The sequence below is a fragment of the Micromonospora sp. NPDC049101 genome (genome assembly GCF_040648675.1).
Classification (GTDB): Bacteria; Actinomycetota; Actinomycetes; order Mycobacteriales; family Micromonosporaceae; genus Micromonospora.
On the sequence record NZ_JBEZED010000018.1, the window covers coordinates 34,280 to 54,006 of the forward strand.

The following is a 19,727-nucleotide window of genomic DNA, read 5'->3' on the forward strand; positions in this document are numbered from 1 at the left end:
GCCTTACCTTTCGATGGTTGGCGCATCAGGGCGCCACTCTTGGGTCGAGGACGCCGTAGACCAGGTCCACGAGGAAGTTCGCGAGGATGATGAGGAACGCGGAGAAGAGGGTGATCCCGATGATCAGCGGAAGGTCGACGTTGCCGACCGCGTCCAGCAGCAGGGCGCCCAGGCCGGGCATGCTGAAGACCCGTTCGGTGATGACCGCGCCGCCGAGCAGCGACCCGAGGTCGAGCCCGAAGACGGTGACCACCGGGATGAGGACGTTGCGCAGGGCGTGCCGGCCGATGACCCGCCGTTCCCGCAGCCCTTTGGCGCGGGCCGTGCGGATGTAGTCCTCGCCCAGCACGTCGAGCATCTGACCCCGGGTCAGTCGGGCGTAGACAGCCGCGGAGATCAGGGCGAGCACACACCAGGGCAGCACCAGGTGCCACAACCAGCCCACCGGATCCTCGGTCAGCGGCACGTACCCGTTGACCGGCACCATGTTGAGGGTGAAGCCGAACAGCAGGATGCCGAGCAGGCCGACCAGGTAGCTGGGGGCGGAGACACCGATCGTGGAGAACGTCATCGCTGCCCGGTCGAGGGCGGTGCCCCTGCGGACGGCCGAGATGACTCCGGTGCCGACGCCGATGATCAGCCAGAGCACGGCGGCGCCGATGGCGATGGAGAAGGTGACCGGGATGCGTTCCAGGATGAGCTGGGTGACCGATTCGTTCAGTTGGAAGGAGTACCCGAAGCAGGGCGCGGCGCAGTGCACGGCGGCAGCCCCGGAGCCGAAGGTGCGGCCGGTGAAGATCCCGCCGAGGAAGGCCAGATACTGCTGCACCCAGGGCTGGTCGTAGCCCATGAAGGCGCGGGCGTCGGCGAGCCGTTCGGGTGTGCAGGGTCGTCCGCAGGAGAGCTGCGCCGGATCGCTGGGCAGCAGGACGAAGATCGCGTACGTGAGCAGACTGATCACGAGCAGCGTGACGATCATGCTGAACAGGCGTCCGGAGACCAGTCGGAGGAGTTTCATCGCCGCAGCCCTCGCGTCTTCGGGTCGAATGCGTCGCGCAGGCCGTCGCCGAGCAGGTTGAAGGAGAGCGTGGCGAGGAAGAGCGCCCCGCCGGGAAAGACCAGGAACATCGGGTCGGTCTGGACCCAGCCGATCGCGTCGCCGATCGAGCGGCCCCACGCCGGTGTCGGCGGCGGCACGCCGACCCCGAGGAACGAGAGTGCGGCCTCTGCGCCGATCATCGACGGGATCATGATGGTGGCGTAGACGATGATCGTGGCGCTGAGGTTGGGGAGTAGTTGCCGTCTGAGCAGGTGCCAGCCACCTGCGCCAAGCGCGACCGAGGCGACCACGAATGTGCGCTGCTTCAACGCCAGCGTCTGACCGCGGACCACCCGCGCGATCGAGGGCCAGCCGAAGATCGCGAGGACGCCGACGAGGAGCAGTGGTTTCGGGAGGCTGGTCGGAGCGATCGCGCCGAGCGCGATCACGAAGATCAGGTACGGGAAACCGAGCAGGACGTCGATGATCCGGGTGACGATCCGGTCGTACCAGCCGCCGTAGAAGCCGGCGGTGAGGCCGACGATCACTCCGAGCAGCACCGAGACGGTGGTGGCCCCGGCGCCGACCAGGATCGAGGTACGAGCGCCGTGCACCACGATGGCGAACAGATCGCGCCCGGTCATCGGTTCCACCCCGAACCAGTGCTCGGCGCTGATTCCGCCACCGAAGCCCTTCGGCGCCCCGGAGTCCGACAGGGCGTCAAGGTCGTACGTGTAGGGGCCCTGACCCGCGATCGCGCTGAGCAGTGGGGCGGCGGCCGCGACGAGGAGGAAGAAGGCCACGCCGCCGGCTCCGCCCAGCGCCCAACGGTCGGCGGCCAGATGGTGCCAGAGGTGGCGGGCGGTCGTGCTGCGGGCCTGCCTCGGTGGTCGGGTCGGAGCCGGCGGCGCGAGATGAGGGTCGGCGGACACGTTGGTTCCTTACGGGGGTCCAGGGGTGGGTGGGCCGGGAAGCTCAGCGCTCCCGGCAACACTTCCTGCCCACGCTGACCCCTCTCGGTGCTTATTGCGGTAGCTGGAGACCGTTTACCTGTCGATGCCACACCGCGCGGCCCGGCAGCCGCAGCGACCATGTTCCGTGAGCCGCGCCGGGAAAATCCAGCACTAGAGACCTACAACACAGACCGGATTAGTAGGGAATTATCGAGTTCCCCCGTCCAACCTGGCCGATCCACGTCAGCGGCTGGGGTGCCACCCGAGCGCGGGGCCGAGCCGGGTCGCCATGTCGGTGAGGATCTGCGCGTAGTCGGCCGGTGTGAAGGTGAAGGGCAGGGCGAACGCGACCTCGTCGACCTCGCGGAACGCGACATTGTCGAGCAGTCGTTCGGCGATTAGCTCCGACGGGCCGACGAGGTCGGCGGCGAACATCATCCGGGCCGGGCCCTGGGGTGACGCCGTTCGAGGCGTGCGTTGTTGGGCGTACTCCTCGTAGCGGGCACGTTGGGTCGGGGTGGCCGTGTCGGTGGGGATGACGACGAGCCCCTGCGAGACACGAGCCCGCTCGCCGTCCTGGTGGTGGGCGCGAAAAGTCCGGATGTGCGAGAGCTGGATCTCGGCGAAGTCGGTGGACTCCTCGGCCTTGACCACGCTGCTGGTGAGCAGGTTCATGCCCTGCTCGCCGGCCCAGCGAGCGGAGCTGAGGCTGCCGGCGCCGTACCACATCCGGGCGGCCAGGCCGGGGGAGTGCGGTTGCACCCGGCGGGAGAACTGCTCGAAACCTTGGAAGCCGTCGACGTCGCTGGCCGGCTCGCCGCGAACGAGGTCGAGCAGCCGTCGTACCCGCGTGTAGCTGAAGTCCTCCGCGTCCGCGGTGTCCGGGTAGAGCGCTCGGCGGACCTGGTCGTAGTGCATCGGTGGGCCGACGCTCACCCCGGGGTTGAGGCGCCCGCCGGAGAGGATGTCGACCGTGGCCAGGTCCTCGGCCAGCCGCAGCGGGTTCTCCCAGCCGAGCGGGATGACCGCGGTGCCGAGCTCGATGTGCCGGGTCCGCTGTGAGGCCGCCGCCAGGACGGCGATCGGTGAGGAGATGCCGTACTGGAGGTGGCGGTGCCGTACCCAGGTGCTGTCGAAGCCGAGTTGCTCGCCCAACTCGACGAGCTGGAGTGTCGCCTCGTGGCCGTTGCGAGGGTCGGCCTCGTCGAACAGGCCGATGGTCAGGAAGCCGAGCTTTCGCAGTGGCGCCGACTGTTTCGACACAGGTGTTTCACTCACCGTCCGCCTCCAAGGACGCTCACACAAGAACTTGAAACCTACTCGATTGGTAGGGAAGTCGATCGCAGGCTGCCTGTCCGGCTCACCTCCCGCCGGGTCGTCGACCCGATGCGGGTCACCGCGCAGCGCTGCCCCGGCGGGCCCCGCACGGCCTGAGTAACGCTGCACTGGCTCACCCCTGGGCTGCAGCGCTTCCCGACGTGCTGCGCATCGCCGGTATGCCCGGCCAATCCGGCACACCGATGATCGATCCGATAGTCTACTAAAGCGGTAGGTCTTATGGTTTCCCTGGTGTCCGAACCCCGCCCCTCAGGCTGGTGCCGGTGCTCGTCGTTGCCGGTGGCAGCATCACCGCAGGCGCGGTCAGGAGCTGAGCGATCTTGGTGACCTGGCAAAGTGGATCTCTCGGATTCGCCGCAGGCCTGCTCATCTCTCTGGTTACCGCCCCGGCCGGAGTGTCCGGCGCTGTGTTCCTGCTTCCGGTGCAGCTCAGCCTCCTGCATGTCCCGAGCCCGGCCGTGACCCCCACCAACCTGCTGTTCAACATCGTCGCCGGGCCCGGAGCGCTCCTGCGCTACCGTCGAGCAGGTGGGCTGGCCGGCCCACTGACCCGGCTCTTACTCGCCGGAACCCTGCCCGGCGTTGTCATCGGCGCCTGCGTCCGCGTCTTCGCCATCCCCGGCCCACACGCCTTCCGACTCGTCGTCGCCGTGGTCCTGCTACCCCTCGGCATCTGGCTGATTGCCCGCGCCGCACGCCCAGGGATTCCAGATCGGCAACCGCTCACCCGCCGCACCACCCTCGGCCTCGGCGCAGTGGTCGGCACCGTCGGCGGCATCTACGGCATCGGCGGCGGCTCCCTGCTCGGCCCCATCCTCGCCGGTCGCGGCACCCCGATGACAACCATTGCCCCTGCCGCGTTGGCCTGTACGTTCCTCACCTCGATCGGCGGTGCCGCCACCTACGGCCTGCTCGCGCTCGGAACCGACGGCGACATCGCACCGCATTGGGCCCTCGGCCTGCTCTGCGGTGCCGGCGGCCTCGTCGGCGGCTATCTCGGTGCCCGCCTGCAACCACGACTGCCCGAACGCGCACTTCGGCTGCTGCTCGGCAGTCTCGCTGCAGCCCTCGCGGTTCTTTACCTCAGCCAGGGCATCCGCTGACGGGGCCCTCCGACTACGTGAGCCGGTGGCTGATCCTCGACCACGCCTGGCCGGGCTACCGCCGGACACACCGACAGTAACGGGGGCCGCCACCACCAACATCAAAGCCGAATCGGTTATCGCAGTTGCCGGCCTGCGCTGAGGTAGAACCTGTCTGGTGTTTCGCCGTGCTGTTCGAGCATGTCCGCCCGGACGAGGGGCGCGGAGGTCGCGGGTTGCCTGGTCGTCGGTGAGGTTCTCGTCGCGCTGACAGACGGTCCGGCGCACCCGACCGCCGGTTGCGGCGAACTGGGAGACCGGTTTCGTCAACCCGGCGGAGCACTGCCCTCCCGGTCTGGACTGGCTGCACAGTCCGCCGCAGGGCCGCACGCAGTGGCTGCGTCTCGCTTACCGGCTGGCTCCCGTACCCGGCTGAGTTCAGGCCCGCTCGCGGTCCTGCCGCGTCGTCCGTGACGGGGTTCACTCCGGCAGCTGCGCACTTTTCCGCATGCCGACGCATCTTGTTCCGTTCGCGCTACCGGCAACGAGAAACGGAGAACATCGTCGTGGGAACCATCCGGCAAGGTGCGCAGTTTGTTGAGGTCAACGGCATTACCCTGCACTGTTACGTCCGAGGCAGCGGCCCGATCCTGCTGCTGCCCTCGCCGGGCTGGGGCCCCTCCGTCGACTACCTGATGCCGCAGCCGGCCCTGGAAAGGCACTGCACCGTGGTGTATTTCGACGCCCGGCACAGCGGGAAGTCGACCGGTCCGGAGAACCCCGAAGGCTACACGCTCGACCACTACGTGGCCGACATCGAAGCCCTCCGTGTCTACCTGGACGCGCCTCAGGTCTTCGTCGCCGGACACTCGGGCGGCGGCCACCAGGCGCTGGCCTACGGGATCGAGCACGACGCCCACCTGCTGGGGATCATCTCGATCGACGCGATCGCGGCGGCCGACGACGTTCGCAACCGCGAGATGACGAAGATGATCGACAAGCGCTGGACGGAGCCCTTCTACCGGGCGCACCCGACCTACATCGATGACGCCATGGCCACGATGAGCGGCGGAGGCGGTTCTCTCACCATCGAAGAGATCCTCGACAAGACCGGAGCCCTCTACTTCCACGACCCCGAGAAGGCTGCTGGCGGCCTGGCGAACCTGCAGTTCGACAACGACGTCCTCAGGTACAGCCAGATGTCGGGATTCCAGAGCAAGAACCTGCTCCCGGAGCTGCCCCGGATCAGCGCGCCGACCCTGATCATCGTCGGTGACGACGATTTCCAGTGCGACCCGGTATCGCAGGGTGCGCGGATGCACGCCGCGATGCCGTCCTCCACGCTGGAGATCATCGAGGACGCCGGTCACTTCCCGTGGATCGAGCAGCCCGACGCGTTCGACGCGGCCTGCGACAAGTGGTTCGCGACGTTGTCCGCCTGAGAGCTGGCACCTGATCTGCCGAGTCGACGTTGACCGGCTGTTCGAGGCGAGGGATCAGTCTCGTTCGCTGGCCATCGGCAGGCCAGGAAACGGGGGCAGAGGCCGGCCTTGAAAGCTGGCATCGACGTCGATCGCCGGGGTTCGGAAGCGCGGGCCCTCTACGCAACCCCTTGGCGACCAGCGCCAACTCAAAGGCACTCCAAACCATCCTCCTAGGATGCTGTACAGACTGTGCCTGAGCCTCGATCCACCGATCTACGGTGCGGGCCCCGTCGATGCCAAGCTGCCCTTGATCTCGGCAGGCGGGGCGCAGGGTGGCGTTGGCGGCAGCGATATCTTTTGGGGTCGTCGTACACCAGCCGCAACCGTGAGCGGGCCCGGCACGATGATCATCCTGGTCGCGTCGCATTGATGCTCTTGACATGCTTCAGAAAGCCCCGTTAACATCACCGAAACGTTGTTAGCGCTAACAGCCGCGGGTAACTGATCCGCGCCGGACGAGACACGAGTCGATGGGCGTGTGCGCTGGAAGCCCAACTGGTCGAGCGGAAATCCTTTCCCCACCCTTCGTGATCACCGTCGAAGGATGCCTCACATCCAGCAATTAACCCCGTCAGGCAGTCCTATTCGTAAAATCGGACTGCCCGTTGTTGGCGCTAAACACGCCCAGACGGAAGGTGGGACCTGATGGTTATCGAGAGGACTGCCGGCAGTCGACGTCGAGGTTTAGCGGCTATTGGCCTTGCTCTTGCGGTAGGAATGGGCGTGGGTCAACTGACGCCGATCGTGCCGGCCTCGGCGGAGAAGCCCGTGCCGCCGGCGGCACCCGGCGCCGGACCGCAAACCCCGTCCGCCAAGGTGCCACTGGCCGGTGTCGACATGGCTCAGACGTACGTGAACCCGATCAACTTGCCCGGGATGGCCGTGCGCAACATCGTAGGGACGATGCCGCCTACGGACGAGAATGTCGCAGACACCTCGCAAATCCCGGCCAGCTTGAACCTGGAGACGTGGACGGCCGCGTCCGGGCGGACTCTCGCGAGCCGATCCACCGTCGGGTTCTCCAGAATTTCCGAGAACTCCGCACGGACCGGGGCGGACTGGTCTGCTCTGAACGTCGACGGGACCATCTATCTCTATGCATCTGGTGCGATGCAGAACGCACCGAACAACAACCGCACTGTCTGGTCCACCACCGACTACCTCACGTGGACGCCCCACGAGATGAACCTGGGCCTGGTCGCACCAACCGTCGTGCAGCTCGGCGACAAGTTCTACATGGCCGGCAACAACACGCCGGTCTATCAAGCGAACTCGCCCACCGGGCCGTGGACCAGCATGGGAAGTTTCCTGCGCCCGAGCGGCCAGACCCTGAGCGTCGGCGACGTGCAGTTCTTCCCGGACACGGACGGCCGGCTGTACCTGACGTACAACATCGGCTCGCCGATCATGGGCGTCGAACTCGACCCGAACAACCCTCGGCAACTCATCAGCGACCCGGTCGTGCTCTGGACCTTCGACCCGCGCCAGGAGTGGCAGCACATCGGTGACAACAAGGCGACCTACACGCATGGGTACGTGGAGGGTTCGCAGCTGTTCAAGGTGCGGGACACGTACTACCTCTCGGTCGCATCCGGTGGCACGGAGTTCACCACGTACGCGACCGGGGTGATGACGTCGGACAAACCGCTGTCCGGGTACAAGGTCACTCAGCAGAACCCGATCGGCTACGGAAACAACCACCCGAGTGCGGTATATCCGAACGCTGGGCACGGCAGTTTCGTCCTCGACAAGTCCGGCAACCTGGTGTTCTTCTACACCTATGTGATCGCGTACGAGGAGTTCTTCGAGCGGCGGCTGGGGATGGACATCTGCAACGTGGTCCCCGCCGGTCCGAAGCGGGGAGCAATCGATTGCGAGTTGTCCAACACGCCGCAACTGGCCCCGGGGAAGAAGATCTCGGGCAGGGACGACACCGGACTCTACAATGTGGCCACCAACAGCCAGGCGTACTGGACGAGCAGCTATGCGCCCGGGCGCAACCCGTACTACGGAAGCGACCGCTCCCTATCCACCTGGTGGGAGCCGGCTGACGGCGATACCGCGCCCACGTACATCAGGGGCTTCGGGACCGTCTTCCACATCTCCGCCGCGCAGATCCAGTGGAAGGAACTCGGACGCACGTTCACCAAGGACAACGCGGTGCGGTACACGCTGGAGTACAAGGACATCCCCACCAACACGTGGCGGACCCTGGTCGACAGGAGTACGAACGCCACCGCGTACACGGCCGACTACGTCACCTTCGACCGGGTGCTGACGAATGCAGTCAGGCTGAAGGTCCTGGGTACGACCGAGACCGTCAAGGTCGGAGTCCACGAACTGAACGTCTTCGGGGAGAACTACAACTTGGCCGTCGAGAAGGGCATGCTCACTCGATAGTCCGGTTGCTGGACCGTGCAGTAGGAGCGGGCGAGATCAACAGATCTCGCCCGCTCCTACTTGTGCCGCATCTCGGTACGCCTAGGGCTGCCTGGGTGGCTTCCGCACCGTCAACTTCTGGTAATTGGCGGCGTGGGGCTGGTAGGTCGGGTTACCGGAGTAGGCAACGTGGACCCGGTACTCCCCGGGCTGCAGATCGGCGGTCGGCAGTTCGACGACGGCCTTACCGTCCGCCAGTGGCACGACGTGCGCGGCGCCGCCGAAGGTGACGGTGACCTCGCCGGTCGGGGTCGGAGCGTGGTGCTTGCGCCCGCCCGCCGGCCCAACAGTCACGTTCAATCTGAACGTGCCTCCGCGGACGACAGATGCCGGCGCGGCTTTCGCCTGAACCCTGACGGCGGCCGGGCCGGAGGGCACCCCGAACGACGCCGTACCCACCGACGCCTTCAGGTAGTCGAAGCCGAGGTACTCAGCCTTGACCGTCCGGGCACCCGCCGGCAGGCCTGTCGGCAGCGTGACCGTGGCTGCGCCGTCGCTCAGGCGGGCGAGCTTCGACCACGAGCCGATGCTGAGCCGCACCTGACCGCCGGTCTCGAACCCGTCAGCCGCCGCGACTGTCACGGTGGCCGTGGTCGTCTGCGCGCCGCTCGCGTACGGCTCGACCGCCACCTCGGTGGTGGTCGTGACGTCGCTGTTCGGGATTCCGCGGATATCGTTCCACTCGCGAACGGTCAGCGGGATCACGGTGCCGTGACGCGGACGGACGACACCCGCGTTGGTCATCGTGATCGCCTTGGCGCTCCAGGTCGGGGCCTCGATGTTCTCGTGACACGCGGCCTGGTATCCGCCACCGTTCGTGTACCGGTCACCCCAGAGGTAGAACTGGCCGGGGCAGGAGGTGTCACCGGGGTTGGCCTTGAAGATGACCGGTCCCTCGTACCCCTGGTTGGCGACCCAGGTCGTGCGCCCCAGAGCGGGCGCGACCAGTGTCCAGTTGTTGATGTTGCTGTCCAGGAAGTCGGTGTGCTTCTCCGAGAAGATGTCCGAGCCCTGGTTGCCCGCCTCGTTCTTGGTCACCCGGTAGTAGTGGTCACCGACCCGGATCGCGGTCGTGTCGATCCGCGACAGCGGGGCCGGATCCTGCCAGACCCGGGGAGCCGAGAACGTCTGGAAGTCTCGCGTCGTGGCATACCACATCTGCGCGTTTCCCTGACCTGTGCGGTTCACGGGGTCGCTCCACAGCGACTGCGCCCAGAACACGACGTAGGCGCCGATCTCCTCGACCCACAGCGCCTCGGGTGCGAAGGCGTTGCCCGCGTTGTCCGGCGCGACCTTCACGTGCCGCTGAGGGGTCCAGTTCACCAGGTCGTGCGACTCGAACACCTCGATGTGCTGGGTGTCGTTGATGGCGTATCCACCCTGGTCGTACCAGTTCAGGTCGGTGGCGATCATATAGAAGGTGTCGCCGTCGGGGGAGCGGACGATGTGCGGGTCACGAAGCCCCTGGTCGCCCAGCTGGGAGATGAGTGACGGGCGACCTCCGGTCAGACCGGTCCAGTCCAGAGCGGTGTTTCCGTTGGACGTGGCGAACATGATCTGCTCGCCGTCGGCAATACCCTCGCCCTTGAAGTACCCCATGAAGTACCGCTCGTACTCCTCGGAACGTGGCATGGCGGCGATGGTCACCGGGAACGACTTCCTCTGCGCGGCCCTACCCTTGGTGATGGTCGCCGTCAGGGTGGCGGCAACATCCTCCTGGCCGAAGGCCGGGCGGCTGACCGCGCCCGTCGGGGTGACGAGGCGGGTGGTCGACTTCCAGGTGATCGTGGATCCGAACTCGCCCTTGGCAGCGAGGTCGAGGTTTCCGCGTACCTCGTCGGTGGCGGCCACGGTCAGGTCGAAGGCGTCCCGGTCGACCGCCTGGGCGTCGTCGAACTCGGCCTTCACCACGACGGGGATCTCCCGGGTGGTGACCTCCTGGGCGCCCTTGCGGACAGTCGCCGTGAGCGTGGCCGTCGCGTCGGGTTGTCCCTGCGCGGGCCGGGTGATGCTGCCGGTCACCGCAACCTTGCGTGCGCTGGCGAGAGCTGGCGGGGTGTTGACCTCGACGACCGACGGGTCCGAACTCGTCCAGGTGATGGTCGAGCCCGCCACGGAGCCCACTTTGGGCAGAACGACATCGTGTACGACCGCGCTGGTCAGGCCGAGGTCGATGGCTGCGGCGTCGGCGCGAACCCCAGCGGAGACGGTCTTCTCGGCCAGGAGGAGTGTCTCGTCGAGACGCACTGCCCGGTCGTACACGCGGAAGTCCCGGATCGTTCCGCGGAACGAGTAGTGGCCCGACGTCTGCGAGCGACCGAGGAAGTTGCAGTTGGTCCCCGCAGCGTTCACCGACGGCGCCGTGGTCAGGTCGGTCGACGTCGCGTGCAGTACGCCGTCGAGGTAGAGCCGGCCGGTCCAGCTCGTGCCGATCGAGTTCAGCGACTGGGTGTAGGTGACATGGGTCCACGCGCCCTCGAGCATGCGGACCCGGTTCTGTTGGAGGTTCGTCGGGCCCACCGCGACGCGGAACCGCTGCGTGTTCGACGCGAAGATGGAGCCCTCGGCGCCGGTGTCGACGTCGCACGAGCCGGACTTGCGGCCGAAGCCCCACATCTGGTGCTCGCCGACGTTCGCCGGGTCGACCCACACGTCGTAGTCGACGGTGAGGTTGGACATGCCGGCGGTAATGTCGTTCGGCAGCGCCACGTACGCGCCGTCGAGGGCGCTCTCGTAGGAGTCGGGGTTGAACCTGACTCCTTTGCCGGTCAAGGCCGCCTTCTCGGGATTCACGAGCGTGGCGTTCGCCGCCGCGCCCGCGCTACCCGAGTTGACCAACGTCGTCCCACTGGTCTCGTCGAGGGCGAAGTGGTGCACCAGACCCTCGTCGAGCTGCTCCTCGGCAGCGTGCGAGGGCGTCGCCGCGAACGAGACCGAGAGAAGCGCACCCAGTGCCAGGACCGCGACACCTCTGCCTTTGCGACTCAGCCCGAGACGTGGCCTTCGCTGTCGCAGTCTCAACTGATCCTCCTTGGTCGGGGCGGGTTTCTCTCTAAGGTGGACGGAACTGACAACGCTAACTACGGTGTGCTGGCAGGTCAACGCAGTGCGTTTCGGCCCGAGGGCCACGGAGTTCCGCGACCAGGGGCTGTCGGCGGGCAATGGTGCGCGCTCTCGGCGCGTCGGTAGGAAGACAGGCGTGCTTCTCGCCGGAGCCCGCGGTGTCTGCGGCGCTCCGGCGGCCGTACTCGCCCCGGCGTCGCTCCCGGGCGCGGAGGACTACTCGTACGGGTCCTTGGGGGCGGTCATCTGTCGCCAGGATTCGATGTCGATGTAGGGGATTTCTTCGTCGTTGACGGAGTCGCGGGTGACGCGGTCGGTGTAGCGGCCGGTGACCTGGATCCAGGTGTCGTTGGCCAGGCCGGTGGGCGCGTTGCCGGCCATGCCGAGTTTGACGGGTCGGCCGTCGGCGGCGCAGCAGGACAGGATCATGCGGGCGAGGATCGGTTGTCCGTCGGGTCCCGGGGTGATGAAGCCGGTGACCTGGACCCGCCGGTTGCCGATCGACTGTCAGCCCCGGGTCGCGGTGCGTGGGAGCCCAGCCCAGGAGATCGGGATGGGCTCCCACGCGGTGCGGATGGATCAGCTGACGGTGCCGATGGAGACGGCGCCGCGTCCGACGACCGCGCCGTCGTTGGTGACGACGGCCAGTTCGCCGTACAGCTCACGCCCGGCGCTCGGGGCGGACTGGGCGGTCACCGTCCCGGTGAGGGTGGCGGTGGCACCGTTGGCCAGGGCGAGCGGGGCCGGCGGGGTGTCCAGCGTGCCCAGCGACGACGCCGAGAACGAGTCCCGGTAGTCGTAGGCGGTGCTGGTGTTCGGTCCGTCGACGGCGTACCCGTCGACGACGACCCGGTAGGTGCCTGCCGGCGGGTTGGCGATGGTGACCGCTTCCTCGGAGTCACCGTCTGCGGACAGGCCGACCTGCGCGTCGCCGCGGAACACCGTCAGGTCCAGGTCGGCGCCCAGGTTGGCGGTGTTGCCGATCCGGACCGTGAACCTGCTGGCACCGGCCGGAACGTCCACCAGGTACTCCTGCTGGGCGCCCTCGGCGATGGTCGGCCGCTCGGCGTGCACGCTGGACAGCGGACCGCCCTGGCCGGTCACCGCGACCGGGCCGAAGGTGTTGGTCAGCGTCCACGTCGCCGGGGTCGGCTGGCCGGCGGTGAGCGCCGGCAGTTCGAGCACTGCCGGCTCGACCTGTACGCCCTGCACCCGGGCCTGCAACTGGAACGGGTTGTGCAATGCCGGGGAGGTCCGCCGTGCCTCCACCTCGATCTCCCAGACCCCGGCGATCGGGTTCTGGTAGTCGCGCTCCTGCGGCTTGCAGGCGGCGGCATCGGAGTAGTTGGTGTAGCAGGCGGTGCTGGCCGTGCTCTCCACCGGCACGCCGTAGGGGTTGATGGCGATGAACCGGGTCTGCGATCCGGTGGCGATGCCGGACAGGTTCACCTGTAGCGCCCCGGCGCCGGCCGGCACGGTGATGAAGTACGAGGTGAAACTGTTGCGCGCGACCGAGCCCTCGGCGGAGAACGAGTAGCCGGGCCTGGTGACGGTGGTGGCGGCCACCACGACGGCGGAGACCTCGAAGTCGAGCACCGAGGTCTTCGGGTCGTCCACGGTCAGGATCGTGCCGTGCGCGCCGGTGGTTGACGGCTTGGCGGTGACCGGGATCGTGACGGTCTTGTTCAGCGGGAGCGCGACCGTCCTGGGTGCGGTGAAGGTGCCGTCGTTGCCGCGCAGGGCCAGCTTGTGGCTGATGGTTCCGGCCGGGCCGCTGGTACGGGTGACCTTGACCGGGTAGGTGCGGCTCTGGCCGACCTTTTGCTCACCCTCGGCCGGGGTGCAGCGGTTGTAGACGCCGGCGCCGCGGTTGGGGTTGGGGACGAACCGGCTCAGGTCGCGGTCGTAGCGGGTGAGGTTCTCCGACAGCTCCGTGCAGACCGGGGCGTCGGAGACGTACGAGCGGGTCTCGACGCCCTTGGCGAGCAGCTTCCACGCGCCGGGAACGTTGAACATGCCGTAACCCTGCGCGTACGTCGCCACGTCCGTGATGGGCTTGGCGGAGGTGTAGATGGCCCGGCGCAGCGCGGCCGGGGTGACGCCCTTGTCGGTGGCCTTGGCGGCGGAGAGCAACAGGGCGGCGGCGCCGGCGGCCTGGGGGGAGGCCATCGACGTGCCGTTGAGCATCTGGTAGCCCGGCGGCAGCGCGTAGCCGGCCTCGGCAACGGGGATGCCCGGCTGCCAGGTCGGCGCGGTGGAGATCGCCGATCCGGGGGCGGTGATGTTCGGCTTGAAGCCGCCATCCTCGCGCGGTCCCCGGGAGGAGAAGTTGAACAGCGCGTTCTTCTTCGTGACCACCGAGCCGTAGTTGGCCAGCCAGGTGTCCTTGCTGATGTTCGCGGCGACGCTGACGACGTTCTCGGCGACCGAGGGGTCGCCGACGGTGTTCAGGCCCGGCCCGGAGTTGCCGGCGGAGATGAACATCTGTACGCCGTAGGTGGTGATCAGGTCGTTGTAGAGCTGCGCGCGGGCGTTGGCGCCGTCGTTGAGCGTCGGCAGGCCGCCGATGGACATGTTGACCACGTCGACGTGTCGGTTGATGACCAGGTCGGCCATGCCGGTGGTCAGCGCCGCGGCGGTGCAGCCGCCACCCCAGGAGCAGGCCCGGGCGGAGACGAGCTTGGCGCCGGGGGCGGCGCCGTCGAAGGCGGTGTTGCCGAGCATGTCGTTGGCGGCGGTGATGCCGGCGACGTGGGTGCCGTGGGTGGCCTCGATGATGCCGATGTTGACGTAGTCGGCGTACGGGCCGGGCTTGCCGTCGCCCGGGTTGATGTCGACGTCCTCGCGGTACTCGACCACGAAGGGCATCTGGTCCCGTACGGCGGTGGCGGGGTTGTCGGTGCCGAAGTGCCCGACGTCGAAGCGCTCCCGGTACGGGCGCATCAGCGTCTCGTCGGTGAAGCTGTTGTCCTGGTCGACGTCGACCCAGATGTCGTGGGTCTGCGGGTTGTAGAGCACGCCCCACGCGTCGGTGGTGTCCCCGTCGCGGTTGACGTCACCCGCCGGGTCGCTGGCGGCGGTGATCGACTCACGGAACAGGTTGAACGTGTAGGCACCCGCCGGTGCGGTCCATGTCGCGCCGCCCGCGCTGAACGAGGGCCCGGTCACCTCGGTGACCATGCGCCGCCAGGTGCCGTCGTTCTCGGTCACGGGGTCGGTGGCGGTGACCCAGTCGACGATCTTCCGCTCACCGGTCGTGGTCTTCTGCAGCGCCGGCTGGTCCAGGTCGATGCCGGAGTCCATGATGCCGATGGTCACCCCACGGCCGTCCCATTGCGGATGAGCCGTTTTGAAGGACTCCGCGCCGGTCTCGTTGGTCGGCATGTACGGGTTCACCGCGCCGGTGCCCGCGCCGGGACCGCTGAGCGTCGCGCCCTGCGCGGCGGCCTTCGCACCGGAGGCCGCCGCACCGGCGGTCGGGTCCGGCAGTTGGATGACCTCGTCCAGGTCGATCGCGGCGACGCCCGGCAGCCCGGCGGCCTTGAGCACCTTGCTGGTGGGCACGGTGGCCAGGACGTAGCCGATCTGGTCGAAGCGCCGGTTGACCGCGCCACCGAGGGCCTCGACGCCGTCGACGACAGCCTTGCTCCGGCCCTTCTCGGCGGCGACGATCAGGGTCACCGTCGGCGCGTGCTTCGCCTCGGCCTGCGCGAGCAGCTTGGCGTCGTGCGAGCCCAACGCCTCGGCGGGGGTGGCCGCCGGAGTGTCGGGGGTGGAGGGAGCGGCGGTCGCGGTGGCGGCGCCACTCGTCACGGTCATGGCACCGGCCGCCAGAACCGATGCGAAGAGCGCGGCGGAGGTACGCCTGCTCAGGTTGCGGGGTCTACTCACGTTCTCTTTCCTCCAGAGAACAGGGCCCTGAGATGACAGGGCACGCGTGAGCGATCCTTCGTGGTGTTGGTAGTCGATGTCGATAGATGGTTCGACGTTGTGATCTCTCCGTGACATCGGCAGCGTGCGCCCTCCCCGACGAGGATGAGATCGGCCGCCATGACCTCGAAGGACGGTCCCCTGACCGAAATCGGCCAGCGCCGCGCCGCAGCAGTCGGGCGGCGGGTTCGTCGCTCGGCAGGTGGCAGCTCACGAGCAGGCGGACCTCATGTCGGGCGAGCGGCGCGGATGACGTCGACCGGCCCGGATCACCGGCCAGGCCTCCGCAGACAAGCTCCGCCAGCAGTTCGACGGCAGAGACCACGGCCCTCGGTGCTGCCGCACTGTCGCCCCCGCCGCCCTATCGGCACTCGTTTCGGTTTCCGTTACCGTGCGCCCGACGCTCGACCTGCGGAGAATCCATCTGCACTACCCCGCGATGGCACCGGAGGCGGGGTCGGGAGATGGCTGGGCGACGCTCATGCACAACGACGCATAATGGTCCGACGGGCAGCGAGGCGACGTGTCGGAAGCGGCAGGCCGGCGGCGCCCGAAATCACGGGAGGATGGCGGCCACGGTGAACCAGGCGATGCCGAATGTGACCCGGAACACCCGACAGCGGGCAGAGGTGCTGGCGCTGCTGCGCGAGGTGGAGGGCTTCCACTCGGCGCAGCAACTGCACCAGATGCTGCTGGCGCGTAAGGCGGGAGTCGGCCTGACCACCGTCTACCGAACGTTGCAGCTGTTGGTGGATGCTGGTGAGATCGATTCGACTCGGCTGCCGGGCGGCGAACAACTCTTCCGCCGGTGCAGCCAGAGCAAACACCATCACCACCTGGTCTGCCGAGACTGTGGGCGCACCGTCGAGGTGGCCGGTCCGGCCGTGGAGCGGTGGGCCGACCAGGTTGCCGCCCAGCACGGGTTCGTGGACGTCGGCCACACCTTGGAGATTTTCGGCACCTGCGCCGAGTGCGTCCGCTGAGCGATCGACGGATCGTTGCGTCGAAACCAGGGCGGGAAGCCCGGAAGAACGCGGCTCTGGTTCGCCTCAGCGCCACGCCTCAACTGGGTGGGCCGGTCGGGTAGTACCTGGCTCAGGTGGAGATGGGGTGGTGGTGGCGGTTGGAGTCGACGGCGTACATACGGGCTTGGGCGATGTCGAAGTACATGCCGGTCAGGGTGAGGCGGCCGGCGGCGACGGCGGCGTTGACGGTGGGGTGGGTGCGCAGGTTCGCTAGTTGCTGGGTGATGTTGGCGGTGCAGCAGGCTTGTTCGTCGGTCGGGTCGGCGAAGTGCGCACCGGACTGGGCGAGCCAGCGGCCCAGTGCCGAGTCGGTGTCAGTCGTGCCGCTCATCAGGGCTCGTACCGCGCTGCAGCCGGAGTGCCCGCAGACGGTGATGGTGGTGACGCCGAGGACGGTGACCGCGTAGTCGATCGCGGCGGCGACCGAGGTGTCGGGGGCGTCGTTGGCGGGCACGATGTTGCCGACGTTGCGCACGCAGAACAGGTCGCCCGGGCCGCTGGCGGTGATGAGGTTGGGTACCAGGCGTGAGTCGGCGCAGGTGATGAACAGTTGGTCGGGTGCGTGGCCGTTGTGGGTGAGTTCGGCGAGTTCGGGTCGGACAAGCGGCGCGACGCTGCGTTCGAATTCGCGGATGCCGGCTGCCATGGCGCCTTGGCGGTCGCGGTCGGCACCCTGCCACCTCGACCAGGAGCCGAGGAAGCGCGGGGTGCTCTTGCCGGCGCCGAGTCGGTCGGAGGCGGCGCGGTGGAACCAGGAGTCGTGCACCTCGCTGATGTGGACGTCACCGCCGGTTCGAATGTAGGACTGCTGCCAGTCGCGGAGGGTTTCGTAGGCGCCGTGGTCGAGATAGTCCAGATGCAGTTCGACTTCCACCCGCTGGGCGGCGGGTAGCGCGGCGAGTCGGCGGGTGAGCCGCCCGGAGGCGATGAACGCCAGGGTTCCGGAGATCGACACGAGCCACGTGTCGGGTGCCGGTTGCGTGGTCCGGATCTCGCAGCGGGCGAGGCGCCACAGCATGAACAGCACCGCTGCTGCCATGCCGAGGCCGACGCCGGTGAGCAGGTCGGTGGCGGTGACAGCGGCCGCGGTGATCAGGTACACGGGCAGTTCCCGGTGCCGGGCATAAGTGCGGATCTGCGCGAGGCTCACCAGCCGCAGGCCGACGACCACGAGGACCGCGGCGAGCGCGGCTATCGGGATCATCTCCAGCACCGCGGCGCAGAGCAGCACGAACACAGCGATCCAGACGCCGTGCAGGATAGCCGAGGCTCGGGTGCGGGCGCCGGCCGCGACATTTGTCGAACTGCGGACGATGACGCCGGTGACCGGCAGGCCGCCCAGCGTGCCCGAGACGGCGTTCGCGGCGCCCTGGGCGATGAGTTCCCGGTTGAGGTCGGCGCGTGGCCCGTCGTGCATCCGGTCGACGGCTACCGCAGAGAGCAGGGACTCCACGCTTGCGACCAGGGCGATGGTGATAGCGGCCACGGCGATCTCGCGCAGCGGTGCCTCCGGCCAGCGGGCGGTGGTCAGTTCACTGAGTGGCTCGGCGGGCAGATTTACCCGCTGCACGTCGAGGCCCAGGACCGTCGCGAGAACGGTGGCGGCGACCACCGCGATCAGTGCCGCCGGGAGTAAAGTCGTCTTGACCAGACGTGGCCAGATCAGCAACAGCGCGATGGTCAACGCACCCAGCAAGACGGACACCCCGTGGTGACCGGCGATCTGACCGGGTAGGTCACGCAGGTTCGCCCACGCGGAGCTCTGGGGCGCGCCGCCGAGCACCACGTGAACTTGGCTCAGGGCGATGACCAGCCCGATGCCGGCGAGCATGCCGTGCACAACTGCCGGTGACAGTGCGAGCGCTGCCCGGCCGAGGCGGGTGACGCCCAACAGAATCTGCACCCCTCCGGCGACGGCCACGATCGCGGCGGTGCCGGCGAAGCCAAACTCGACGATGGTGCCCGCGACGATCACGGTGAGGCCAGCCGCCGGCCCGCTCACCTGCAGCGGAGCTCCGCTGAGTGCGCCCGCGACGATACCGCCCACGACGGCGGCGAGCAGCCCGGCCAGCAACGGCGCCCCTGACGCCGCAGCGATACCCAGGGACAACGGGATCGCGATCAGGAAAACCACGATCGATGCGGAAAGATCATGTCGGAATGCCTTGAGGGCGGACATTCCGGAAATGTACCTGCGCAGAGTTAACGAGGCATTACACCTGTGGCGTCCTGGGAGGTGCGGCTCCGGGCGACGGCCGTGGCCTGAGGGTCGACCGCCCGATCCCCGAGCGCGGGGGCGACACATGCACGTGTGGTCATCTCGCTATTAGACGATACTTAGCGAAAACGATTACCGTTCCGGGTCTCAGGAACGGAGTGTTTTCGTGAAGCATGGACAACGCACGATCATCGCCGCGGCGACCGCCGCCGCGCTTGTTCTTCTGGGCGGTTGTGGCTCGGGTGACGACACCGCCGAGGGCGGTAGCAACGCCTCGGCCGGCACCGGGCTGGCGGTGGTCGCCACCACCCCCGAGGTGGCCGACTTCGTCCGCACCATCGGTGGCGGCGATGTCACCGTCACACAGATCATCAAGCCGAACGTGGACCCGCACGACTACGAGCCCACGCCGGCCGACATCCAGGCCATCGGCAAGGCCGCCGTCGTCGTCAAGAACGGTGTCGGCCTCGAGGAGTGGCTCGACCAGACCATCGAATCGGCCGGCTTCAAGGGCACAGTCGTCGACTCCAGCCAGGGCGTCACCCTGCGCGAGGGTGGCCACGCGGAGGGCGAGGGCGGCCACGAGGAGGGCGAGGGCGGGCACGAGGGCGAGGAGCACGACCCGCACATCTGGCACAACCCTTTGAACGCCAAGACGATGGTCGCCAACATCGAGAAGGGCCTCGCCGCAGCCGACCCCGCGCACGCCGCGGCCTTCGCGGGCAATCTGAAGAACTACACGGCCGAACTCGACAAGCTCGACGCCGACAACGAGGCCGCCTTCGCCCGGATCCCTGCCGACCAGCGCAAGCTTGTGACCAACCACGACGCTTTCGGCTACTACGTCGACCGGTACAAGCTGCAGTTCATCGGCTCGGTCATCCCCAGCCTCGACACCTCCGCCGAGCTGAGCGCGAAGCAGCTCAACGAACTCGTCGCGAAGATCAAGGCGACCGGTACGAAGGCCATCTTCGCGGAGACGTCACTGCCACCCAAGAGCGCCGAGGCGATCGCGAACCAGGCCGGCGTCAAGGTCATCGGCGGTGCGGACGCCCTCTACGGCGACAGCATCGGCGCCGAGGGCACGCCCCAGGGCACCTACCTCGGTGCGGAGCGGCACAACACCCAGGTCATCGTCACGGGTCTGGGCGGCTGA

At 67.9% G+C, this 19,727-nt stretch carries 13 protein-coding genes; 6 read left to right on the top strand and 7 right to left on the bottom strand.

What is annotated here, in order from left to right; all coding sequences use genetic code 11:
- Positions 1–25 precede the first annotated feature (25 nt).
- The 3 genes from AB0B57_RS23675 to AB0B57_RS23685 all read right to left on the bottom strand — a co-directional run bounded on the left by AB0B57_RS23675 (position 26) and on the right by AB0B57_RS23685 (position 3,270).
- A complete protein-coding gene (locus tag AB0B57_RS23675) occupies positions 26–1,018 on the bottom strand; it encodes an ABC transporter permease (protein ID WP_357073659.1) in 993 nt (330 codons plus the stop codon).
- Complete coding sequence (locus AB0B57_RS23680) at positions 1,015–1,971, bottom strand: ABC transporter permease (RefSeq protein ID WP_357073662.1); 957 nt, start codon at positions 1,969–1,971, stop codon at positions 1,015–1,017. Before AB0B57_RS23680 ends, AB0B57_RS23675 begins: the two co-directional genes overlap by 4 nt.
- 264 nt (positions 1,972–2,235) lie before the next feature.
- Positions 2,236–3,270 (bottom strand): LLM class flavin-dependent oxidoreductase, encoded by a 1,035-nt coding sequence (locus tag AB0B57_RS23685; protein ID WP_357073665.1) that lies wholly within the window; start codon positions 3,268–3,270, stop codon positions 2,236–2,238.
- A 383-nt stretch (positions 3,271–3,653) separates the two neighbouring features.
- Here AB0B57_RS23685 and AB0B57_RS23690 point away from each other — a divergent pair, with 383 nt between their 5' ends.
- The 4 genes from AB0B57_RS23690 (at position 3,654) to AB0B57_RS23705 (ending at position 8,296) form a co-directional block, all read left to right on the top strand.
- Positions 3,654–4,433: a sulfite exporter TauE/SafE family protein gene (locus tag AB0B57_RS23690; RefSeq protein ID WP_357073668.1), complete on the top strand. Its 780-nt coding sequence runs from the start codon at positions 3,654–3,656 to the stop codon at positions 4,431–4,433.
- A 449-nt stretch (positions 4,434–4,882) separates the two neighbouring features.
- Positions 4,883–5,854: an alpha/beta hydrolase gene (locus AB0B57_RS23695; protein ID WP_357073671.1), complete on the top strand. Its 972-nt coding sequence runs from the start codon at positions 4,883–4,885 to the stop codon at positions 5,852–5,854.
- Positions 5,855–6,071: 217 nt separating this feature from the next.
- Positions 6,072–6,266 (top strand): hypothetical protein, encoded by a 195-nt coding sequence (locus AB0B57_RS23700; RefSeq protein WP_357073674.1) that lies wholly within the window; start codon positions 6,072–6,074, stop codon positions 6,264–6,266.
- Positions 6,267–6,799: 533 nt separating this feature from the next.
- On the top strand, positions 6,800–8,296 hold the full coding sequence (locus AB0B57_RS23705) for a family 43 glycosylhydrolase (RefSeq protein ID WP_357073955.1): 1,497 nt from the start codon (positions 6,800–6,802) through the stop codon (positions 8,294–8,296).
- Between the two features lie 81 nt (positions 8,297–8,377).
- On the opposite strand, the gene AB0B57_RS23710 is transcribed toward AB0B57_RS23705, so the two are convergent.
- The 3 genes from AB0B57_RS23710 to AB0B57_RS23720 all read right to left on the bottom strand — a co-directional run bounded on the left by AB0B57_RS23710 (position 8,378) and on the right by AB0B57_RS23720 (position 15,289).
- Positions 8,378–11,464 carry an immunoglobulin-like domain-containing protein gene (locus AB0B57_RS23710; RefSeq protein ID WP_357073677.1) on the bottom strand — a complete coding sequence of 1,029 codons (3,087 nt, stop codon included), beginning with the start codon at positions 11,462–11,464 and terminating at the stop codon, positions 8,378–8,380.
- A 150-nt stretch (positions 11,465–11,614) separates the two neighbouring features.
- The gene (locus AB0B57_RS23715; RefSeq protein ID WP_357073958.1) at positions 11,615–11,899 is read right to left on the bottom strand and encodes a hypothetical protein; all 285 of its coding nucleotides are present in this window, start codon (positions 11,897–11,899) and stop codon (positions 11,615–11,617) included.
- 78 nt (positions 11,900–11,977) lie between these two features.
- Positions 11,978–15,289 (bottom strand): S8 family serine peptidase, encoded by a 3,312-nt coding sequence (locus tag AB0B57_RS23720; RefSeq protein WP_357073680.1) that lies wholly within the window; start codon positions 15,287–15,289, stop codon positions 11,978–11,980.
- Between the two features lie 605 nt (positions 15,290–15,894).
- Between AB0B57_RS23720 and AB0B57_RS23725 the strand changes: the two genes are divergently transcribed.
- Positions 15,895–16,311 carry a transcriptional repressor gene (locus tag AB0B57_RS23725; RefSeq protein WP_203118058.1) on the top strand — a complete coding sequence of 139 codons (417 nt, stop codon included), beginning with the start codon at positions 15,895–15,897 and terminating at the stop codon, positions 16,309–16,311.
- Positions 16,312–16,423: 112 nt separating this feature from the next.
- On the opposite strand, the gene AB0B57_RS23730 is transcribed toward AB0B57_RS23725, so the two are convergent.
- Entirely contained in the window at positions 16,424–18,532 is a 2,109-nt protein-coding gene (locus AB0B57_RS23730; protein WP_357073684.1) for a bifunctional SulP family inorganic anion transporter/carbonic anhydrase, read from the bottom strand.
- 205 nt (positions 18,533–18,737) lie between these two features.
- On the opposite strand from AB0B57_RS23730, the gene AB0B57_RS23735 reads away from it, so the two are divergent.
- Positions 18,738–19,727 carry a metal ABC transporter substrate-binding protein gene (locus AB0B57_RS23735; protein ID WP_357073687.1) on the top strand — a complete coding sequence of 330 codons (990 nt, stop codon included), beginning with the start codon at positions 18,738–18,740 and terminating at the stop codon, positions 19,725–19,727.